This is a genomic window from Arthrobacter sp. R4 (assembly GCF_051365025.1).
GTDB lineage: Bacteria > Actinomycetota > Actinomycetes > Actinomycetales > Micrococcaceae > Arthrobacter.
This window is the reverse complement of the sequence record NZ_JBLWIJ010000015.1, coordinates 244,117-264,146: the sequence shown is the minus strand read 5'-3', so window position 1 is coordinate 264,146 and position 20,030 is coordinate 244,117. Positions and strand designations below refer to the sequence as shown.

The 20,030-nt window shown below is 65.0% G+C and carries 21 protein-coding genes; 4 read left to right on the top strand and 17 right to left on the bottom strand.

Translation table 11 applies throughout. The features are described 5' to 3' along the window. The first annotated feature begins 174 nt into the window (after nucleotides 1-174). The gene (locus ACLKOZ_RS11335) at nucleotides 175-450 is read left to right on the top strand and encodes a GlsB/YeaQ/YmgE family stress response membrane protein (RefSeq protein WP_337347653.1); all 276 of its coding nucleotides are present in this window, start codon (nucleotides 175-177) and stop codon (nucleotides 448-450) included. Between the two features lie 106 nt (nucleotides 451-556). Here the strand turns inward: ACLKOZ_RS11335 and ACLKOZ_RS11330 are convergent, their stop codons facing one another. The 4 genes from ACLKOZ_RS11330 to infC all read right to left on the bottom strand — a co-directional run bounded on the left by ACLKOZ_RS11330 (nucleotide 557) and on the right by infC (nucleotide 3,491). Then, nucleotides 557-1,489, bottom strand: coding sequence for a TrmH family RNA methyltransferase (locus ACLKOZ_RS11330; RefSeq protein WP_436475116.1), 933 nt, complete (start codon nucleotides 1,487-1,489; stop codon nucleotides 557-559). Between the two features lie 57 nt (nucleotides 1,490-1,546). After that, the gene (gene rplT, locus ACLKOZ_RS11325) at nucleotides 1,547-2,011 is read right to left on the bottom strand and encodes a 50S ribosomal protein L20 (protein ID WP_436475114.1); all 465 of its coding nucleotides are present in this window, start codon (nucleotides 2,009-2,011) and stop codon (nucleotides 1,547-1,549) included. A gap of 116 nt (nucleotides 2,012-2,127) precedes the next feature. Then, nucleotides 2,128-2,322 (bottom strand): 50S ribosomal protein L35, encoded by a 195-nt coding sequence (gene rpmI / locus ACLKOZ_RS11320; protein WP_009358635.1) that lies wholly within the window; start codon nucleotides 2,320-2,322, stop codon nucleotides 2,128-2,130. Between the two features lie 116 nt (nucleotides 2,323-2,438). Further along, entirely contained in the window at nucleotides 2,439-3,491 is a 1,053-nt protein-coding gene (infC, locus tag ACLKOZ_RS11315) for a translation initiation factor IF-3 (RefSeq protein ID WP_436475111.1), read from the bottom strand. Between the two features lie 386 nt (nucleotides 3,492-3,877). On the opposite strand from infC, the gene ACLKOZ_RS11310 reads away from it, so the two are divergent. Beyond that, a complete protein-coding gene (locus ACLKOZ_RS11310; RefSeq protein ID WP_310166219.1) occupies nucleotides 3,878-4,264 on the top strand; it encodes a DUF1844 domain-containing protein in 387 nt (128 codons plus the stop codon). A gap of 183 nt (nucleotides 4,265-4,447) precedes the next feature. Here ACLKOZ_RS11310 and ACLKOZ_RS11305 read toward each other — a convergent pair whose 3' ends face one another. From ACLKOZ_RS11305 to ACLKOZ_RS11270, 8 genes are all read right to left on the bottom strand, one after another. Then, nucleotides 4,448-5,740 (bottom strand): MFS transporter, encoded by a 1,293-nt coding sequence (locus tag ACLKOZ_RS11305; protein WP_337352213.1) that lies wholly within the window; start codon nucleotides 5,738-5,740, stop codon nucleotides 4,448-4,450. Between the two features lie 56 nt (nucleotides 5,741-5,796). Then, nucleotides 5,797-6,720 (bottom strand): SseB family protein, encoded by a 924-nt coding sequence (locus ACLKOZ_RS11300; protein ID WP_436475109.1) that lies wholly within the window; start codon nucleotides 6,718-6,720, stop codon nucleotides 5,797-5,799. A gap of 20 nt (nucleotides 6,721-6,740) precedes the next feature. Beyond that, a complete protein-coding gene (gene priA / locus ACLKOZ_RS11295) occupies nucleotides 6,741-7,487 on the bottom strand; it encodes a bifunctional 1-(5-phosphoribosyl)-5-((5-phosphoribosylamino)methylideneamino)imidazole-4-carboxamide isomerase/phosphoribosylanthranilate isomerase PriA (protein ID WP_436475107.1) in 747 nt (248 codons plus the stop codon). Between the two features lie 54 nt (nucleotides 7,488-7,541). After that, on the bottom strand, nucleotides 7,542-7,700 hold the full coding sequence (locus ACLKOZ_RS11290; RefSeq protein WP_337347646.1) for a hypothetical protein: 159 nt from the start codon (nucleotides 7,698-7,700) through the stop codon (nucleotides 7,542-7,544). Then, nucleotides 7,701-8,435 (bottom strand): imidazole glycerol phosphate synthase subunit HisH, encoded by a 735-nt coding sequence (gene hisH / locus ACLKOZ_RS11285; RefSeq protein WP_337352215.1) that lies wholly within the window; start codon nucleotides 8,433-8,435, stop codon nucleotides 7,701-7,703. Further along, nucleotides 8,432-9,058: an imidazoleglycerol-phosphate dehydratase HisB gene (hisB, locus tag ACLKOZ_RS11280; RefSeq protein ID WP_337352216.1), complete on the bottom strand. Its 627-nt coding sequence runs from the start codon at nucleotides 9,056-9,058 to the stop codon at nucleotides 8,432-8,434. Before hisB ends, hisH begins: the two co-directional genes overlap by 4 nt. Before the next feature lie 62 nt (nucleotides 9,059-9,120). Then, the gene (locus ACLKOZ_RS11275; RefSeq protein ID WP_436475104.1) at nucleotides 9,121-10,239 is read right to left on the bottom strand and encodes a histidinol-phosphate transaminase; all 1,119 of its coding nucleotides are present in this window, start codon (nucleotides 10,237-10,239) and stop codon (nucleotides 9,121-9,123) included. 56 nt (nucleotides 10,240-10,295) lie between these two features. After that, entirely contained in the window at nucleotides 10,296-10,706 is a 411-nt protein-coding gene (locus ACLKOZ_RS11270) for a LysM peptidoglycan-binding domain-containing protein (protein ID WP_436475102.1), read from the bottom strand. A gap of 347 nt (nucleotides 10,707-11,053) precedes the next feature. Here ACLKOZ_RS11270 and lexA point away from each other — a divergent pair, with 347 nt between their 5' ends. After that, the gene (lexA, locus tag ACLKOZ_RS11265) at nucleotides 11,054-11,800 is read left to right on the top strand and encodes a transcriptional repressor LexA (protein ID WP_337352219.1); all 747 of its coding nucleotides are present in this window, start codon (nucleotides 11,054-11,056) and stop codon (nucleotides 11,798-11,800) included. Between the two features lie 74 nt (nucleotides 11,801-11,874). Here lexA and ACLKOZ_RS11260 read toward each other — a convergent pair whose 3' ends face one another. Continuing rightward, a complete protein-coding gene (locus ACLKOZ_RS11260) occupies nucleotides 11,875-13,932 on the bottom strand; it encodes an ATP-dependent DNA helicase (protein WP_337352220.1) in 2,058 nt (685 codons plus the stop codon). After that, nucleotides 13,925-15,493, bottom strand: coding sequence for a GTPase HflX (gene hflX / locus ACLKOZ_RS11255; protein WP_337347639.1), 1,569 nt, complete (start codon nucleotides 15,491-15,493; stop codon nucleotides 13,925-13,927). The genes ACLKOZ_RS11260 and hflX overlap by 8 nt, the downstream gene beginning before the upstream one ends. 430 nt (nucleotides 15,494-15,923) lie before the next feature. On the opposite strand from hflX, the gene ACLKOZ_RS11250 reads away from it, so the two are divergent. Next, entirely contained in the window at nucleotides 15,924-16,538 is a 615-nt protein-coding gene (locus tag ACLKOZ_RS11250) for a class I SAM-dependent methyltransferase (RefSeq protein ID WP_337347638.1), read from the top strand. On the opposite strand, the gene dapF is transcribed toward ACLKOZ_RS11250, so the two are convergent. From dapF to miaB, 3 genes are all read right to left on the bottom strand, one after another. Continuing rightward, nucleotides 16,519-17,463 (bottom strand): diaminopimelate epimerase, encoded by a 945-nt coding sequence (gene dapF, locus ACLKOZ_RS11245; protein WP_337352221.1) that lies wholly within the window; start codon nucleotides 17,461-17,463, stop codon nucleotides 16,519-16,521. The genes ACLKOZ_RS11250 and dapF overlap by 20 nt on opposite strands. A 67-nt stretch (nucleotides 17,464-17,530) precedes the next feature. Beyond that, nucleotides 17,531-18,427: a tRNA (adenosine(37)-N6)-dimethylallyltransferase MiaA gene (gene miaA / locus ACLKOZ_RS11240; protein WP_436475098.1), complete on the bottom strand. Its 897-nt coding sequence runs from the start codon at nucleotides 18,425-18,427 to the stop codon at nucleotides 17,531-17,533. 3 nt (nucleotides 18,428-18,430) lie between these two features. After that, nucleotides 18,431-19,978: a tRNA (N6-isopentenyl adenosine(37)-C2)-methylthiotransferase MiaB gene (gene miaB, locus ACLKOZ_RS11235; RefSeq protein ID WP_436475096.1), complete on the bottom strand. Its 1,548-nt coding sequence runs from the start codon at nucleotides 19,976-19,978 to the stop codon at nucleotides 18,431-18,433. Nucleotides 19,979-20,030 lie beyond the last annotated feature (52 nt).

The window sequence follows — 20,030 nt, the reverse complement described above, 5'->3', positions numbered from 1 at the left end:
TGGGACAGGAAAAACGCGGCGCCGGCCACGGCTCCGCCCATGAACACCGTACCTGCCGAGGTGTGGGACACGCACCCCGTACAGGCCGTAAGGCTACTGACAATAAGGGGGCTGTGTGTTAGCTTGATGCAATATCGGGAAGATTTCGTCCCGGCGAATAAATAAGGAGGAGACATGGGTTTTCTTGCTTGGATTATTCTCGGCCTCATAGTGGGGGCCATTGTTAAGGCCGTAATGCCCGGCAGAGTGGGCGGCGGCTGGGTCACCAGCCTTGTTCTTGGTGTGGTTGGTGCAATTGTAGGCGGCTGGATTGGCAGCCTGCTTTTCAACAGGGGCGACCTTGCATTCTTTGACCTCGGCACGTGGATCCTCGCCATCGTTGGCGGCCTGGTAGTCGCCGGCGTCTACGGCGCAATCACGGGACGCAGCAAAAGCACGCGCGCACCCTGATTCCCGTCCTACTATTTAGAATTTCACCGCAAGGGCCCCGGATGAACATCCGGGGCCCTGCCATTTAAGTTGCGGATCGAAAGTCCAGGCCACAGTCCCCGCGTGATCAACCCGCTGATGCTGCCGCTGCGGCCGACACCGGCAGGCTGCCCTGTTGGGACCGTGCGCTGGCATAAAGGCAGACCGTTGCTGCGGTACCGAGATTGAGGCTCTCGGCCGCCCCGTAGACAGGCACTGCCACCCGGTGGTCAGCCAGGGCGAGTTCAGCCTCCGAAAGCCCTTGTGCTTCGTTTCCAAACAACCAGGCCGTAGGGCTTTCCAGTGGGTAGGCCGATTCGGTGGCGGACGCACCCAGCCGTCGGGCTGCGTTCTCGTCCTGCAGGGTGTCCAGGTTGAGGGTCCCGTAGCCATCCGCGGCCAGCAGCCCTATCCCCCGGGAACGGCACGCCGAGGCAACCTCGTCAATGTCGGCCCCAAGGACCACCGGCAAATGGAACAGGGACCCGGCCGTTGACCGGACGGCTTTGGGGTTGTAGATGTCCACGCTGGCTCCGGTGAGGACCACGGCGTCAGCGCCCGCGGCATCGGCTGCACGCAGCACTGTTCCGGCGTTGCCGGGATCGCGGACCTGGCAGAGGACCGCGATAAGGCGGGGACCGGCGTCGAGCACTTCCTCCAGGCTGACGTCAACAAAGCCGCAAACTGCGATGATGCCCTGGGGATTGACGGTGTCCGCCATGGCGGCCAGCACATCGTCGGTGGCCAGCCGCGCGGATGTCCCTTCGGCGAGGTCCTCGAACTCCGGGTAGCGGTCGAGGCAAGCTTCGCTGGCAAAGACCTCGTGCACCACTCCCGGCGCGCCAGCTGCCAGCCGCTGCTGGTGGAGGCGCAGGGCTTCGCGTACAGCCTGGGGGCCTTCGGCGAGGAACCGGCCCCGCTTTAAACGGGCCGGGCGCCCGGCAAGCCTTGCCACGTCCCTGACCCGATCAGCTCGGGGGTTTGAGAGTGGAAGGTCTTGCGGGCGCCCGGTTTCGTTCATATAAGAACCTTAGTTGCTGTTCAAGCAGGTTCTCGAACTACCCAGAACGGGAGGCTGTTAGACAGCCGCTTCGTTAGCAGCAGGCTTCTTAGCAGCCTTTGCCTTCGGAGCCTTGGCTGCCTTGGCCTTGGGGGCTTCAGCCTGGACGGCGGGAGCGGACGTGTCTGCGGGCAGGGAGTCCTTGGCAATCTTCACCAGCGCGGCGAAAGCATTGGCGTCGGAGACGGCCAGCTCGGCCAGCATGCGGCGGTCAACCTCGACCTCAGCGGCCTTCAGGCCCTGGATCAGGCGGTTGTAGGTGAGGCCGTTGGCGCGGGATGCAGCGTTGATGCGCTGGATCCACAGGCGACGGAAGTCGCCCTTCTTCTTCTTACGGTCACCGTAGCTGTACACAAACGAGTGCAGCAGCTGCTCTTTGGCCTTGCGGTACAGGCGTGAACGCTGTCCCCGGTAGCCCTTTGCGCGTTCGAGGATAACCCGGCGCTTCTTGTGGGCGTTTACCGCCCTCTTCACACGTGCCACGTGCGTACTCCTTCAAATCTGATCCCAAGCGTCTACTACCGGAAATCCGGCCGGCCTGAGAAGGCTTTATGGTAGGTGGCTGCTGCCAGGAGGCAGGCGGCCAAAAAACTTGGAAATTAGATGCCGAGCATCTTCCGGATGACCTTGGCGTCGCCCTTGAAGACGATCTTGTCGCCGGCAAGGCGACGGGTCAGCCTGGAGGACTTGTGCTCGAGGTAGTGGCGGCGGTTGGCCTGCTGGCGGCGCAGCTTGCCGCTGCCGGTCAGCTTGAAGCGCTTCTTAGCACCACTGTGGGTCTTCATCTTCGGCATGGGAACCGATCTCCTTACGTATCCGCAGACAGGGTCTGCAGTTCTTTCGTGCAGCCGCCCCTGCGGGCGGCGTGCTGGTTGCTTGCTGCCGGAGGAGAGCCTCCGGCAGCTATGAACTAAGTAGTCTTCTTGCCAGCCGGCTTCGGCGCCGCTTTGGGGGCGGGGCGCGCAGCAGGCTTCGGCGCTGCGGGCCGTGCCACAGGCTTCGGCATCGGGACGGCGGCGGGCTTCGGCGCTGCCGGGGCCGGAACCGCTGCGGCCGGCTTGGCCGCTTCCGGAACCTTTGCTGCAGCGGGCGCCTTGGGGGCTTCCGGAGCCTTGACTGGCGCCCGTGCTGCCTTGGGGGCTGCCGCCTTGGGAGCTTCAGCCTTCGGGGCCTCAACCTTCGGGGCCTCGACCTTCGGCGCTTCCTGCTTCGGGGCTTCCTGCTTCGGGGCTTCCTGCGGTGCGGCCTCCTTGACAGGAGCCTCAGCTGCGGGGGCGGCTTCAGCGGGAGTTTCAACCGGCGCCTCAACCTCGGGTGCCTCGGTCTCGGGCTCCGTGGTGATGGCGAAACCTTCCGGGAGAAGATCAGCCAGTGACTGCGTCAACGGTGCCTGGTCGTCGCCGGAGACGTCGATGCGTCCTGTGGCCTTGGCTTCGTTCTGCGCTTTGGCCTCCGCACGCTGCGTGGCGCGGCGTGCTTCTGCCTTGGCTTCTGCCTTGTTCTTCAGCGGACCCACAACCATGACCATGTTCCGGCCGTCGATGCGGGGGCTGGACTCAACAACGCCAACCTCAGCGACGTCGTCAGCAAAGCGCTGGAGCAGGCGGATGCCCATCTCCGGACGCTGCTGCTCGCGGCCGCGGAACTGGATCATTGCCTTGACTTTGTCACCCGCGCCGAGGAAGCGCAGTGCATGCCCGCGCTTGGTCTCGTAATCGTGGGTGTCAATCTTCAGGCGGAACCGGATTTCCTTCAGAACTGTGTTCGTCTGGTTCTTCCGGGCTTCACGTGCCTTGACGGCGGCCTCGTACTTGTACTTGCCGAAGTCCATCAGCTTGCACACCGGAGGCTTCGCCTGAGGTGCAACTTCAACGAGATCAAGGTCGGACTCGGCAGCCAAACGCAGGGCATCCTCAATACGGACGATTCCTACCTGTTCACCTGCAGGGCCGACCAGCCGCACCTCGGGGACGCGGATACGCTCATTGATTCTTGGCTCGCTAATGTTAAAGCTCCTGTGATTGTTGTGGGGTATTCCACCGGCAAAATAGAGAAGGCCCCCAATTGCCGGAGCAATCGAAGGCCTCGAAGATCGGATGTGCGGTCCTCCGCGGAGGATGCACGCATCATCCCCGCAAAAGCTGGGTGATGCCCGACCAGGTACCCGGCAACCTTGCTTCCTGTGGAAATACTTCCTTCGGGAAAACGGCTGACGCGGGTGGGAGAGGACTCCGCTTGCAAACTGGCTGCCATTCTACAGAAAAAAACCCGCTCAGCGCATCCCAGCGCCGGTGGGGATCATCCATAACAAATAACGACATCCAGTCGGTCTGTGACAAGCTTACCAGTATGAGCACCCCAGACAGTAATTCACACGTTTACCAGGCTGCCGACGCCCAGGGGGACGTCGCCCAGCAAATCCGAGACATCTCCGAAGTTCCGGCCATCGAAGTTATTACCACCGCGGCCGTCCACCTCATGAGCGCAGCCGCAGTGAAGCTTGGCCTCGCTGCCGAGGACAACGCCGAGGAACTCAAGGACCTGGACGAGGCCCGGAAGCTCATCACAGCCCTCGCCGGGCTGGTCACCGCCGCCGCCCCGGAAATCGGGTCCCAGCATGCCGGCCCCTTGCGCGATGGCCTGCGATCGCTGCAGCTGGCGTTCCGCGAAGAGTCGATCATCCCTGACGCCCCGGGCAAGGGTCCGGGCGAGAAGTACACCGGCGCGGTCAACTAACCAGCGCTCCCCCAAACTCCCATTCCCCTCCCCAAGCCCAACTAAGTAGCAATAGATGTCGTTTTGGACGCTCAAAACGACACCTGCTGCTACCTAGTTGGGCAGGATGGCGACGGCGGCGGGCTGACCATGGTGGCCAGCCCGCCGCCGTCGTCAATTTTGCGGGTCGTCATGCGGGTGCCGTCAGGCAGCGGTGCGGCTGCGCCGGCGCTGCTGGAGCACCAGTCCCACGAGGCACAGCACAACGCCGGCGACGCCGACGGACACGAACCCGCCGGAGGACCCCATACCGTCAATAAAAATTCCCGCGAGCGGTGCGCCGAGTGCCACGCCGGCAGTCAGCGCGGAACCGTACCAGCCCATTGCCTCTCCGCGACGTTCCTCAGCCACCAGGTCCGCCACTTTCTCGGACGCGGCGGACAACACCGGAGCGCACAGGAGGCCGGGCAGGATCGAGACGAACGCCAGAGTCCACGTATCGTGCGCGAAGCCCATCGGGATGGTCAGGGCGGCCATTCCCAGAAGGAGGACAATCGGCGAGACCGGACGGTGCATCGCGCCATAAACGAGGCCGCCGACCACGGACGCGGCACACCAGAAAAGGAACACAATACCGATCTCGCTTTGGTGTCCGCCTGTTTCGAGAGCTGCGACGATGCCGACGTCCGTGCCGCTGAGCACCATCCCGGCGCCCGCCGCAACCGCAAAGACGGCCGCGACAGTGGCCGTGAACCACGCGAAGTTGTGGGCCACCCTTCCCCGGAGACCGGGTCCGCCATGGGTAGCGGCTGGCATCAGGTCTGCCGCCGCCTCCTGGACGTGGGCCGGTGCGGCGGAGACCACTGCTACTTCCGCTGCGTGGCGTTGGTCCGCCTCACATTCCTCGGTCTGGACGACGCTCCGGGTGGGCGGGTTGAACCACATCAGGAACAGCCCTGCCAGTGAGGTGGAGACGCCAACGATGGTCAGCCCCAGGACGGAGTAGCCGCTGGTAGCCACCACGGCTCCGACGGCGGGGCCGATCATGAACACCATCTCGGTAGTGATGGAGTCCAGGGCGAAGGCGGTCCGCCGCTGGTCGCCGTCTGCCAGGACGCCCAGGGACTGGCGGAGGACGCTGAAGATCGGGAGGGTCAGCAGCCCGCCGATGAAGACCAGCGGCAGCAGCCATTCGTACGTCACGTGGGGCACCGCAGACCAGATCACTGTTTCGGAAACCACCGACGGGATGAGGGCCCTGCGCAGGCCCACTGTGTCCACGCGCCGGCCGCGCCACGGCGCCCCGAGCGCTATGCCGATGGTCATCACGGCCGCGGCGGCCCCGGCGGCAGCGTAGCCTTTGTCCAGCGTCAGGACGATGTGCAGGGTCAGCAGGACGCCGGCGGCGGAGTGCGGGATACGGGCAATCATGCCTACGAGCAGCAGCCGCCTGATGGGGCGCACTGAGAGCAGCTCCCGGTATAGGGCGAAATTCACGGAAATTCCTTTGGTCTGCCGCGGGCAGCCCGAGGGGTCTCCCCGCTGACCGTCAGCTATTGAACAGCGCGCCTCAACTTGATTTCGATCGAGTCAACCCGCTCCCCAAACAATACATTCCTGGACCAGGCGGATTGGAGGCCGGCCACGAGCTCCTGGACCGCGGCGGCGTCAAGGCCGTCCTCAAGGTAAAGCACTACCTGCAGTTCGGGACCCGCGCCCCCACCCGGCAACGTGTCACCGGTCCCAGTAGTTGAGGCGACGCCGGCCCCAGGCAGGAGTCCGATATTCCGGACGGCGGGGAATCCGGTAGCAGCCTCCGCTATGGTGGCGGCCACTTCGCGGTCAAGGTAGGAGGGCACCCAGGTGCGTTGCTGGGCCAGTGCCCACACGGCAGGACGACGGACCACAAACGTGACCTCAGAACCGGGGTCCAGCACCAGGAGTTCGGCCTGTTCCGACACCGCGGAGAGGGCAGCCCTCGCGGCGTACACAGCCACCGGCCGGGCATCCGGGTGCCAATTGGACAGCGCCTGGGCGGATGTGAAGGCGGGCATTGCGGTCCTGCCGTCGGCTGCCTTCAGCATCACGAGCGCCATGTCAGCTTGCTTGTCAGCCGTCAGGCCGTCTTCGCCTTCGGCTTCTTCCGCGAGCTGGGCAATGATGGGGATAAACACCCTTGCTGTCGCCAGCGAGGCGACGACGGCCGCCTCGTCTCCGCTTCCGTTCCGAAGCGCCGCAACCGCGGCGAGGTATCCGGCGTCGGCCGTTCCGTCGTCGTCCTCGAAGTTGTGGATCTTCCCGTCGTCCCCGGCCAGGCTTCGGCCCTGCCACGGCCGGCCCGCCGAGTCTGCCGCTCCACCGGCTCCGGCGAGGGCTGCTGCGATGTGGCCGGGCAGGTGCCGCTGCGCCGGTCCGGCCGTGCCGGAAATGCTGCCGGACGCGCTGTCCACGCCAGGTGCAGTGCCGTTCGGTTCCATCCTGTCAGGCTGACCGGGGCTTAGCGGCGGCCAGCGACGTCGAGGGCTTCGGGCAGCGTGAAGGCTCCGGCGTAGAGGGCCTTGCCCACGATGGCGCCTTCGACGCCCAGCGGGACAAGGGAACGGAGCACCTTGAGGTCATCAAGGCTGGAAATGCCGCCGGACGCCACCACGGGCTTGCCGGTCTTCTCCACCATCTGGCGCAGCAATTCCACATTGGGCCCTTGCAGGGTGCCGTCCTTGGTGACGTCGGTGACAACGTACCGGGCGCAGCCGGCGTCCTCCAGGCGGCCGAGGACCTCCCAGAGGTCACCGCCCTCCTTGGTCCAGCCGCGGCCTGCCAGCGTGGTTCCGCGGACGTCGAGGCCGACGGCGATTTTGTCGCCAAAGCGGTCGATGGCCCGGGCTGTCCATTCCGGGTTTTCCAGGGCCGCGGTGCCAAGGTTCACCCGTGCCACGCCGAGGTCCAAGGCAGCTTCCAGTGATTCATCGTCCCGAAGTCCGCCGGAGAGCTCCACCTTGATGTCCAGGCGGCCCACTACTTCGCGGAGAAGTTCTGCATTGGAGCCGCGGCCGAACGCGGCGTCGAGGTCCACCAGGTGTACCCATTCGGCGCCCTGCTGCTGCCAGTTGAGGGCGGCTTCCAACGGAGTGCCGTAACTCGTTTCGCTGCCGGCCTCACCCTGCACCAGCCGGACGGCCTGGCCGTTCACGACGTCGACGGCGGGGAGCAGTTCAAGAACCGGCAGATCGTTTGCGGTGGTCATCTCAGAATCCTCAGGTAGGTGTGCAGCTGTTAGTGGGAGGTGGCCCGGTGCGGGCTAGCTTCCGGGAAAGGTCAGCAGGGCGGCAGCCAGCAGGGACATGCCGGCCAGGACGTAGAAGCCAATTTGGGTCCAAAGCGGCTTGTGCTGCTGCCGGAAGGACAGGGCACCGCCCACCAGGAGGCCGGCGAGCCCCATCAGGACAATGGACCACATCTAGGCGTTGCCATCCGCGGGTGCAGGCTTCCGCAGGGCGTCCACCCAGTTGCGCAGGAGGCGGGCTCCGGCGTCGCCGGATTTTTCCGGGTGGAACTGGGTGGCGCAAAGCGGTCCGTTCTCCACGGCAGCGATGAACGGCGCGCCGTGCTCGGACCAGGTGACCTTGGGCGGTGCCATACGCGGCTGCACCACGTCAAAGTTCCATTCCTGGACGCCGTAGGAGTGCACGAAATAGAAACGCTGGTCCTCGACGCCTGCGAACAACGTGGACCCTTCCGGCACTTTGACGGTGTTCCAGCCCATGTGCGGCACGACCTCCGCCGGAAGGAGTTCCACCTTTCCGGGCCACTCCCCCATGCCTTCGGCCTCGGTGCCGTGTTCCACACCAGCCTCGAACAGGACCTGGAGGCCTACGCAGATACCCAGCACTGGACGCCCGCCGGCGACGCGCCGGCCGATGAGGCGGATGCCATCCACGGCTTTCAGTTCGCGCATGACCGTTTCGAACGCGCCGACGCCGGGGACCACAAGGCCGTCTGCGTTCAGTACGTCCTCGGGCTTGGAGCTGAGGATGACTTCTGCCCCGGCCCGTTCGAGGGCGCGCACGGCGGAACGGACGTTACCGGACCCGTAGTCGAGCACGGTGACGGTGGGCTTGCCTTCCGGTGATTCCGGCTTCTTCAGGGAAGCCGGGTCGATAACGGCTCCATCGCGGAGGATCTGGCCGCTCACAGGGCACCCTTGGTGGACGGAATGCCTTCTACACGGGGATCTGGCTCCACGGCTGCACGCAATGCACGGGCGAATGCCTTGAACTGTGCCTCGACGATGTGGTGCGGGTCCCGGCCGGCGATGACGTTCATGTGCAGGCAGATGCCTGCGTGCAGCGTGATGGCCTCGAAGACGTGCCGTGTCAGCGACCCGGTGAAGTGGCCACCGATCAGGTGGTACTCCTGGCCGGCAGGCTCGCCGCCGTGTACCAGGTAGGGCCGGCCGGAGACATCAACTACCGCGTGCGCCAGGGCTTCATCCAGCGGCACGGTGGCTTCGCCGAAGCGGCGGATGCCGGCCTTGTTGCCGAGGGCTGTGCGCAGGACTTCACCGAAGGTAATGGCGACGTCTTCCACGGTGTGGTGGACATCGATGTGGGTGTCGCCGGTGGCCTTGACGGTCATGTCAATGAGCGAGTGCTTGCACAGTGCCGTGAGCATGTGGTCATAGAACGGGACCGAGGTGTCGATGTCTGAGACGCCGGTTCCGTCGAGGTTGATCTCCACGAGTACTGACGATTCGCTGGTGGCACGCTCCATGCGTGCGATGCGGGACGCGGCAGTGCTGGATCCGGTGGAACTCATGGTCATGTGTCCTTTGCGAAGAAGGAGTGATTGCCGGCACGCGCAGCGCGGCTAACTCAAGTTTAGGCGGGCAGCTTTGCCTGGCTCGCCAGGATGGCTTCCAGGGACGTGAGGAAGGCAGTGGTTTCTGTCTCAGTCCCGGCTGTGACGCGCAAATGGCCGGGGATTCCGATGTCCCTGATCAGGACGCCGGAGTCCAGCAGCTGCTGCCAGACGTCGTGGGGCCGGTCCAGTCCGCCGAAAAAGACGAAGTTCGAGTCCGAAGCGGCGGGTTTGAGGCCCATCCGTGTGAGCTCCGAGACGATGCGGTCACGCTGCTTCTTGATGTCCTCAACATCGGCCATCAGCGCCTCACGGTGCTGGAGGGCGGCCAAGGCCGTGGCTTGCGTGACGGCGGACAGGTGGTACGGCAGCCGCACGAGGCGCAGGGCGTCCGTCACTTCGGGTGCGGCAGCCATGTAGCCCAACCGGGCTCCGGCCAGGGCAAAGGCCTTGCTCATGGTCCGGGTGACGATGAGGCGTTCCCGGCCCGGCAGCAGGGTCAGGGCGCTCGGCGTACCGTCGTGGGCAAATTCGTGGTAAGCCTCATCCACAATCACGATGGTCTGGCTCTCCTCGCCGGCGGCGTACACGGCCTCCACAACATCCAGCCCCAGCCCTGTACCGGTGGGGTTGTTGGGCGAACTCAGGAAAACGATGTTCGGCTGGAGTTCCTTCACCTGCAAGGCGGCTGATTCGGCGCTGAGGCCGTAGCCGAGCGCGCGCTGGCCCGCAATGTACTTTGTGTCGGTGCCGCTGGCCAGTAGGGGGTACATGGAGTACGTGGGAGGGAAACCCAGGGCCGTGCGGCCGGGTCCGCCAAACGCCTGGAGGATTTGCTGAAGCACTTCGTTAGAGCCGTTGGCTGCCCAGATGTTGGCTGCGTCAAGACCGTGGCCAAGGTATTCAGCCAGCGCAACGCGGAGGTCGGAAAATTCACGGTCCGGGTAGCGGTTCAGGCCGGCTGCTGCCTCGGTGACTGCTGCGCTGATCGCGGCCCGTACGTCCGCAGGAACGCCGTGAGTGTTTTCGTTGACGTTCAGCAGAATGGGAACATCCAACTGGGGAGCCCCGTACGGGGTCAGGCCACGGAGGTTGCTGCGGAGGGGAAGGCGGTTCAGACGCTCTAGCTGGTCATTCACCTGAACAGTTTAGTGCCGAAGCATGGACCCCGAAAATGTGACGGTGAGCGGCAGCGTCACTTCACAGGCACAAACAGCTGCTGGCCTGGCACGACAGCGCCGGCAGTGAGGTTGTTGAGCTGGACGATGTCCGCTATCACGTCGCGGGGATCGCGCTCGGGTGCAACCGCTGCCGCGATCGCCCACAGTGACTCCCCGGACTGCACGGTGACAGACACTGTCGGTGTGACTGCGAGATCGGCTGCGGAGTCTGCTGCCTTGGCGGGGGCGTTCAAGAATCCCGCCAGCAGGAAGATCAGGACAGCGAGCAGGACCAGCGGGATGCCGATCAGGACCACCCGTCCGCGTCGCGTCAGGCGAAGGGGCGGCAACGGCTCCTTGCCGGGGCGGACCGGCGGGACTGACGTGAGGTGCTGTACCGAGACGAACTGCGGACGGGAGTCCTGCGATGCTGAAAACGCTGACATGAAATGAGCCCTCCTGGACCATGCTTTGCTGCCCGGAGTGTTCCTTTCGCTTGTCCGGCGAAGCGGACGTTCCCGAAGTATTCGAATCTTCGAACGCTTCCGAAAGTGAATAGAACACATGTTCGAACTTTGCTTCTTCTGTTTTAGCACTTATCAACGAACATTGTCGAGACTCGCTAGAACAAATGTTTGAAAAAGTGTTGCGGCTGGCCTACGTTTGAAGCAAGGATCAACCACCCGAAGTACAGCCACCTCTGTAGTTGATCAGCAGGGTCTGACAATCAATGCCGGAGGCTCCCGGCACCCGGCGCCGGAGGCACCGGGGCAACGGAAAGGCATTGGCTAACATGGCAGCAGCAGCCGGCGGCAGGGCGACCCAGCGGGGTCCACAGCCCCAGAGGACTCCCAAGGGGCTGACTGCCCGTCAGAAGAAGATCCTGGAAACGATCCAGCGTTCAGTCAATGACAACGGATACCCCCCGTCCATGCGCGAAATTGGCGACACCGTGGGGCTGGCCAGCCTCTCCAGCGTGACGCATCAACTCTCGCAGTTGGAGAAGTTGGGATACCTGCGCCGGGACCCTAAGCGGCCACGGGCCATGGAGGTCCTGATGCCGCTCACCCTGGATGGCGGGACTGCCAAGGCTCCGGGCTCGGCCGCACCGGCAACCCTGCGGGGCATCAGCGGCGGGAAGGTAACGGAGCTTTCCACTGCCATGGATACGGCCATGGTTCCCCTGGTGGGCCGGATCGCAGCCGGCGGGCCGATCCTTGCGGACCAGGTGGTTGAAGACGTGATGCCCCTCCCCCGCCAACTGGTCGGTCAGGGCGAGCTCTTTATGCTCAGGGTGGCCGGAGACTCCATGGTGGACGCGGCCATCTGCGATGGCGACTGGGTGGTGGTGAGGCGCCAGGCCGACGCCGTGAACGGGGACATCGTCGCAGCCCTCCTGGACGACGAAGCAACCGTCAAGACGTTCCGCCAGCGGGACGGCCACACGTGGCTGTTGCCGCAGAACACGCAGTACGAACCCATCCTTGGCGACCACGCCACCATCATGGGCAAGGTCGTTTCGGTTCTGCGTTCACTCTAGGTACATTGCCCAGCAGCAAAAAGATGGGCTGAGCCCGCCCACAAGGGCTGGCTCAGCTGATCTTCGCAGTTAACTCAGGCGTGCTCTTTGGACAGCCGTTCCAGCGCCGCGAACGCGATCTTGCGATCTGTGGTGGGCCAGAAGGGCGGCAGCGCACCCCGGAGGAACCCGGCGTACCTCTCGGTTGCCAGCCGTGAATCAAGCACCGCCACCACACCTTTGTCCCCGGTGGACCGGATCAGCCGGCCGGCACCCTGGGCAAGACGGATGGCGGCATGAGTGGCGGAGACCGACATAAAGCCGTTGCCGCCGGCCTGGGCGACGGCCCGGGAACGGGCAGTCATAAGGGGGTCGTCCGGCCGAGGGAACGGAATGCGGTCAATCACCACCAGCCGGCAGGAGCCGCCGGGTACGTCCACTCCCTGCCACAGGGACATGGTTCCGAAGAGGCATGTGTCGGGCTCGTCGGCGAACTGCTTGACCAAGGCGGTCATCGTGGAATCGCCCTGGCAGAGGATGCTCAGTCCCAGACGGGGCCGCAAGGCGTCGGCTGCTTCTTCCGCGGCGCGGCGTGAGGAGAACAGGCACAGTGCACCGCCGCCTGAGGCCCTGATCAGCGCCTCGAGCTCCTCCAGCGCCTCCGGGGACACACCGCGCCCGGGCTTGGGCAGGTGCCCGGCAACGTACAGTATTCCCTGCTTTGGGTAGTCAAACGGGGAACCGACGTCAATGCCCGTCCAGCTCGGGGCGCCCGGACCCACAAGGCCCAGCCCGCCGGCGGCCGGCTCGAAAGCGGAGCCGATGGCAAGTGTGGCCGAGGTCAGCACAACGGTGTGGCCTTCGAACAGTCCCTCGCGCAGCTTCCCTGCGACGCTGAGCGGTGCGATGTTTATCAGTGCCGGTGCGGCGTCGTCGGGCTGCGCATAGCCTTGCTGCGGATCGAAGGTGCTGGCGCGCGAGAACCACACCACTTCCCGGTTCTCCCGGGCCACGATCAGCCGTTCACACAGTTCCAGGATGAGCATCAGGCGTGAGCGCGCGAGCTGGCGCCCGCCGTCGGCCGTCTGGCTGCTGTCCCCCTTCGAGTCGGACAGGGCAGCCCTGCAAGCGTCACGCAGCTGGTCGATGCAGTCCAGCTGCTCGTCATTTAGGCCGTTGGGAAGGAGCCCGTTGGGAACCCCTGCCAATGCCAGTTCCAGGTTGGCGGCCGCAGCGTTGAGGGCGTCCACCGTAATGGCCGTGTGCTTCCGCGCTCCGGCAGCCGCCGCATGGACCATCGCTACGGACAGCTGCCCGGACACCGCACCGGTCACCCGGTCCTGGAGTTCGTGCGCCTCGTCAACCACCACGACGTCGTATTCGGGCAGGACAGCCAGCCCCTCGAACGCGCTGACGGCGAGCATCGCGTGGTTGGTGACCACAACATCGGCGTCGGCCGCGTCCTGGCGGGCGAGTTCGCTGAAGCATTCAGCGGCCATCGGGCACTTCTGCGCCCCCAGGCATTCCATCGACGTCACCGAAACCTGCCGCCAGGCACGGTCCGTGACACCCGGGAGGAGTTCGTCACGGTCGCCGGTAGTGGTTTTTTGCGCCCAGTCGCGCAGCCGCACTACCTCTTTGCCCAACTGCGACGCCGGTCCCCCGAGAGCAGCTGCGAAGTGCGGCACGCTGGTGTCCTCGCCAAGGGAAAAAAGCTGGCCTTCGGAGGGTTCCTCCGAGGGAAACCCGCCTTCAAGCTTGTGCCGGCAGACGTAGTTGGAGCGACCCTTCACCAGCGCCACCTTGACGGGGCGGTCCAGGGCCGGGGTGATGGTCTTCAGCAGCCGTGGCAGGTCCCGGCCCACAATCTGTGTCTGCAGTGCCAACGTTGCGGTGGAAACCAAGGTGGGCTTGTTGCTCACCAGCGAGTGCGCAATGAGCGGAATCAGGTAAGCCAGCGACTTTCCCGTTCCAGTGCCGGCCTGGACCAGGAGGTGGTCGCCGGTTTCGATGGCACGGGCCACCTGCCTGGCCATCTCGTGCTGGCCGCTGCGGCTTTGTCCGCCCATTCCGGCCACGGCACGGTCGAGCAGTTCGATCACGAACTGCTCGCCGGCCGTGCCTGAAGGCTCACCTGCCACCGGTTCAGCCATTGCTGACGAATGATTCCAGTTCAGCCGCGAGGCCTTCCCGGACCATCACCACTGCCCGCGTTCCGTCCTCGCCATGGTCAAGGCTGAGGATTTCCGCGTCGGTGTCATGCAGTTTGCTGATCACGTCGCCACGATTGTAGGGAATGAGGAGTTCAAGCTTGACGCTGGGCCGCGGGATCGAGCTGCTGATTTCGCGCAGCAGCTCCGCGATCCCTTCGCCGGTCCGCGCCGACACCACCACATGGCGGGGTTCGCGCTGCTTGAGGCGTTCGATTACAAACGGATCCGCGGCGTCTGCCTTGTTCAGGACGATGATTTCCGGCACCTTGCGGGCATCGACTTCGCTGAACACCTTGCGGACGGCGGCGATCTGGCCTTCCGGGTCCGGGTGCGAGGCATCCACCACATGCAGGATAAGGTCCGCGTCCGCTACTTCCTCCAGTGTGGAACGGAATGCCTCCACGAGCTGGGTGGGAAGCGAGCGGACAAAGCCCACGGTGTCCGCCAGGGTGTAGCCCAGGCCATCCGCGGTCTCCGCCTTGCGCACGGTCGGGTCCAAGGTGGCGAACAACGCGTTCTCCACCAGAACGCCAGCGTCCGTCAGCCGGTTCAGCAACGACGATTTCCCGGCGTTGGTGTAGCCGGCTATGGCAACGGACGGCACTGAATTACGACGCCGGTTGGCCCGTTTTGTTTCCCGGGCCGGCTTCATCGCGGCGATCTCGCGCCGCAGCTTAGCCATGCGGGTCCGGATCCGGCGACGGTCCAGTTCGATTTTCGTCTCACCGGGACCACGCGAACCCATACCGGCGCCAGCGCCGCCCACCTGGCCACCAGCCTGGCGGGACATGGATTCGCCCCAGCCGCGCAGGCGTGGCAGCAAGTATTCGAGCTGAGCCAGTTCCACTTGGGCCTTGCCCTCACGGCTCTTGGCGTGCTGGGCGAAAATGTCCAGGATCAGGGCCGTACGGTCAATGACCTTGACCTTGACGATGTCCTCCAGCCCGCGCCGCTGGGAGGGAGCCAGTTCGGCGTCCACCACTACGGTGTCCGCGCCGGTGGACATCACGATTTCCTTGAGTTCCAGGGCTTTGCCTGACCCTAGGAAGGTTCCGGGGTCCGGTTTGGCTCGGCGCTGGACCATGCCGTCCAGGACTTCCGAACCGGCGGTCTCGGCCAACGCTGCAAGCTCACGAAGTGAGTTCTCAGCGTCCGCGAGCGTTCCTTCGGCCCACAGGCCAGCCAGGACCACGCGCTCGAGGCGCAACTGACGGTATTCGACTTCGGTGACGTCTTCGAGTTCCGTGGACAGCCCTGCCGTGCGGCGGAGTGCCCGGCGCTCCTCGAGGTCCTGCTGGTCGCCGTCGTAGGCGCTGTGTTCTTCTTCGAGGCGGGAGATCGCCTGGGCTTTGCCGAACACCGCCCTGCCGTCGCCTTCTGCGGCGGGGCCTCGTTTTGCCGGAACATCCTTGGAAAGAATCCGGTCGATGACAGCTTGGATTTCCTCCGGGCTCATATCCTGGGCTGCTGGATCGGATCCGGTGTTGGGCTGGCTGGTCATGGTCTCCTTTGAAGATTCGGCATTTCCAGAATAGTGCCGATTGCTGGTGAGTGGGGACGTATTCGCGCTGGGCTGACGGCTGGCGGTCATCCAGGACTCCTGTCTGTTGCGCACACCGTACAAGCGATGGCGTGCAGCGTAGGATCCACGCCTTCGGTAGGGGTGGAGGAAGTGGTATGCGCAGGCAACGTCAGGAGGGGCGCAGCGGGAGGCTGGCTTCGAGTATTGCCCGGCGGTCGGACCAGCCGGCGAAAGCTTGGTCGATGACGCATCTGCGGAAGGTAGGAAACCTGCATCGCTGCGGGACATGGCTGCGGGACGGGTTCAACCCGTGCCGGCTACTCGAAGATCAGGAACATGCCTTCCAGATTAGCAGACCCGATCCCCCGCGGTTTCCCTTACGCTTCAGGGCCAACTAATCTGGCCAGTTATGGAGTCCGCACACTATTTCAGCGCATCGCCCGCAGGGCCCTTTACCCGCAAGCCGCTCACGGTGGATCTCGCTGGGGAAACGCGCACACTGCAGACATCCGGTGGCATCTTCAGCCCTGACGGGATAGACAAGGGCACCGCCGTCTTGCTCGCCGAAGTCCCGGCGCCGTCGCCGTCGGGAAACCTGCTGGACATCGGCTGCGGCTGGGGTCCGATTGCGCTCACGATGGCCCTGAAGTCGCCGGCAGCCCATGTCTACGCCGTGGACGTCAACGAACGCTGCATCACGCTGACAAACGAAAATGCGGCTTCGCTCGGCCTGGGCAACGTGACGGCCAGCATGCCGGAAGACGTGGACCCGGAACTCCGCTTTGACACGATCTGGTCCAACCCGCCGATCCGGATCGGTAAGGAGGAACTCCACTCGCTGCTGAAGCTGTGGATTCCGAGGCTGGCGCCTGGCGGCTCAGCATGGCTGGTGGTGCAAAAGAACCTCGGCTCCGATTCCCTTCAGCGCTGGCTGTCCCAGGAGCTGGACGCCTCGTTCACCGTCACCCGGGAAGCCACGGCCAAATCCTTCAGGATCCTGCGGGTCAGGAAAGCGTCCCGCTAGCCACTATCACGGCCGGGCCGCTGAGTTCGACGTGCTCGTGCCCACCGGCTCCGGCAAAGAATTTAACGCCGACGACGCCGCCTGGCACCTTGACGTTCCAGGCGTCTGGTGCGCCGGCCCCGGCCCAATGCCGGATTGCCACGGCAGCGGCGCAGGCGCCTGTGCCGCAGGATTGCGTTTCGCCGACACCGCGTTCGTGGACCCTCATGGTGATGGTGCCTACGCCGTCGTGCACCAGCGGCTCCGCGGGGACCACGAATTCGACGTTGGTTCCGTTGACGGGTGTTGGATCGACATGCGGTGCGGTGAAGAGCCGGGTGGCTTCCAGCTCGGAAAGCTCGGCGAGGGCCACTACGGTGTGCGGATTGCCCATGCTGACGGAGATGGCGGGGCGGGGTACTTCCAGGCCATCGGCCGTGACCAGGGAGTCCATAGCTTTGGCGGTGGCCGCGCCGGGGAAGATGAACTGCCAGGGGCCCATGTCGACGGCGTAGTCCTCGCCCGTGCGGACGACGGTCTTGACCCCGCCGCGGGTTCCGATGGTCAGGGCCCCGCCGTCGGGCAGGTCAACCAGGCCCTCGGCCCGGAGGAAGTGGACGAACACACGGACGCCGTTGCCGCACATCTCAGACAGGGAACCGTCTCCGTTGCGGTAGTCCATGAACCATTCCGCGTCCGGTGTTCCTTCGAGCAGTTCCCGGCCCTCGGGCAGGTATCGCGATGGCACGGCGCGGATGAGTCCGTCGCCGCCTATGCCGCGGTGCCTGTCGCACAGCGCGGCCACCTGGTCTGCGGCAATAGTGTGGACACCGTCAGGGTCAGCGACCAGGACAAAATCGTTTCCTGTACCGTGCCCTTTAGAGAAGCGGAGTCCGCCCAAGGCGGCGAAGGCGGGCTCGAGAGTCACAGCAGGGGTAGCGTCCATGCTCCAAGGCTACCGGCCAAAGGCAGGGCCACAGAAACCCGCCCCCCGGCGAGGGAACTGCGTGGGTTCAGGTGCAGAGCGCCGCCGCGCGGGTTTCAAGTTCGGGATCCTGCCAGTCCAGCCAGCTGATCCGGGGATCGGCACGGAACCAGGTCAGCTGCCGCCTGGCAAACTGCCGGGTCGCCACGATGGTCTCCTCGACGGCTTCCTCGACGGTGGCGCCGCCGTCGAGGACTTTGAGGAACTGGGAGTAGCCCAAAGCCCGCGGGGCCGTCTTGCCGCGGCGCAGGCCTGCCGCGTCCAGTCGGCGGACCTCTTCCAGCAGCCCCTTATCCACCATGCTGTGAACGCGCTGCGCCAGCCGTTCGCGCAGCTGATCCCGGTCTACGGCCAGTCCGATCTGGAGGGCGGGCTGGAAATACTCCCGCCGGGGCATGAAAGAACTGAAGGGCCGCCCAGTGAGCTGGTGGACTTCCAGCGCCCTGATGATACGCCGGGCATCCGAGACGCGGTCGGCCGAAATGGGGTCGACGACACGGAGCCGGGCAAGGAGCGGCCCGGAACCTTCGGCCGCATAGTCCGCTTCCAGCTGGCCGCGTACGTCAGGGTCGGTTCCCGGGAACTCCAGGACGTCCAGCGCCGCACGGACATAGAGTCCGGAACCGCCCGCCAGGATGGCGCGCCTACCACGTTGGTGGATGTCCGCGATGATGGCGCGGGCCTGCCGCTGGAAGTCCGAGACGCTCGCTTCCTCGGTGACGTCCAGGGTGTCGAGCAGGTGGTGGGGAACTCCCCTGCGTTCGGCGGTGGTGATTTTCGCCGTGCCAATGTCCATACCACGGTAGAACTGCATGGCGTCGGCGTTGACCACCTCGCCGTCCAGGGCCAGGGCCAGGTTGACAGCGAGGTCGGACTTACCGGACCCGGTGGGGCCAACAACGGCTATGACCGGTGGGCGTGCCACCGGTCAGGCGCTGCGGACCGGCAGGGACGGCATGCCAAGCGAAACCCCTGTGCGGCCGGCTCCGGTCTTTGCCGAGCCTGGGACCGGTGCGCCGCAGGAGTCGGCCTGCGACCTGTCCCAGGCGTCACCGGCTCGTGAACGCCGAAGGCTGTAGTCCTCCACAGTGGGGTCGGCCACGAGGTGGAACGCTGCGGCTTCGGTGATGGTAACCGTCACGAGGTCACCGGGGCGGGGCGACGTCGCCCCGACCGGGACTGAGAAATGCACCAGCCGCTGGTCCTGGGAGCGACCGGAGAGCCGGTGGGTTTCCCCGGCTTTGCGTCCGGACTGTGCGGTGACCATGACTTCCACCCTGCGGCCCAGCTGTTTGGCGTTTTCCTCCGCCGCGATTCTGTCCTGCAGGGCGGTAAGGCGCTCGAATCGTTCCTGGACGATGGCTTTGGGCAGCTGGTCCGGAAGGTCGGCCGCCGGGGTGCCCGGGCGCTTGGAGTACTGGAACGTAAAGGCAGTGGCAAAGCGGGATTTCTCCACGACATCCAGGGTGGCCTGGAAGTCCTCCTCGGATTCGCCGGGGAAGCCCACGATGATGTCAGTGGAAATGGCGGCGTGCGGGATTTTCTCTCGGACCTTGTCCAGGATGCCGAGGAACTTGGTGGACCGGTAGGACCGCTTCATGTCGCGCAGGACTTTATCCGAGCCGGACTGCAGCGGCATGTGCAGCTGTGGCATGACGTTGGGCGTTTCGGCCATGGCGTCGATGACGTCGTCGGTAAAAGCCGCCGGATGGGGGCTCGTAAACCGCACCCGTTCCAGGCCTTCGATCTCTCCGCAGGCACGCAGGAGATTGGAAAAGGCCTGCCGGTCGCCGAACTCAACACCGTAGGAGTTCACATTCTGGCCGAGCAGGGTGACTTCAATGGCGCCGTCATCCACGAGGGCCTGGATTTCGGCCAGGATGTCGCCCGGGCGGCGGTCCTTCTCCTTGCCGCGCAGGGCTGGAACGATGCAGAAGGTACACGTGTTGTTGCAGCCGACTGAGATGGATACCCAGCCGGAGTACACCGAGTCCCTCTTGGTGGGCAAAGTCGAGGGGAACACGTCAAGGGATTCGAGAATCTCCAGCTGCGCTTCGTTGTTGTGGCGCGCGCGGTCAAGAAGGGCGGGCAGAGCGCCCACGTTGTGCGTTCCGAAGACGGCGTCCACCCACGGTGCCTTCTTGAGGATCGTTTCGCGGTCCTTCTGGGCCAGGCACCCGCCGACGGCGATCTGCATGCCGGGGTTGGCCGCCTTCACCGGAGCCAGCATGCCGAGGTTGCCGTACAGCTTGTTGTCGGCGTTCTCCCGGACCGCGCACGTGTTGAAGACCACCACGTCGGCGTGGTCACCGTCTGCCGGCACATAGCCAGCGTCCTCGAGCATGCCCGCCATCCGTTCGGAGTCGTGCACGTTCATCTGGCAGCCGAAGGTGCGCACCTGGTAGGTACGCGGCTGCACGGCAGGGTCGGCTGACGGGACGGTACCGGATGCGGGGGAAGGAATGGTCAAACTCACCTGTTAAGGGTACCGGGTCGGCGGAAGAGCCGCTTCGCTGGCGAACCCACGC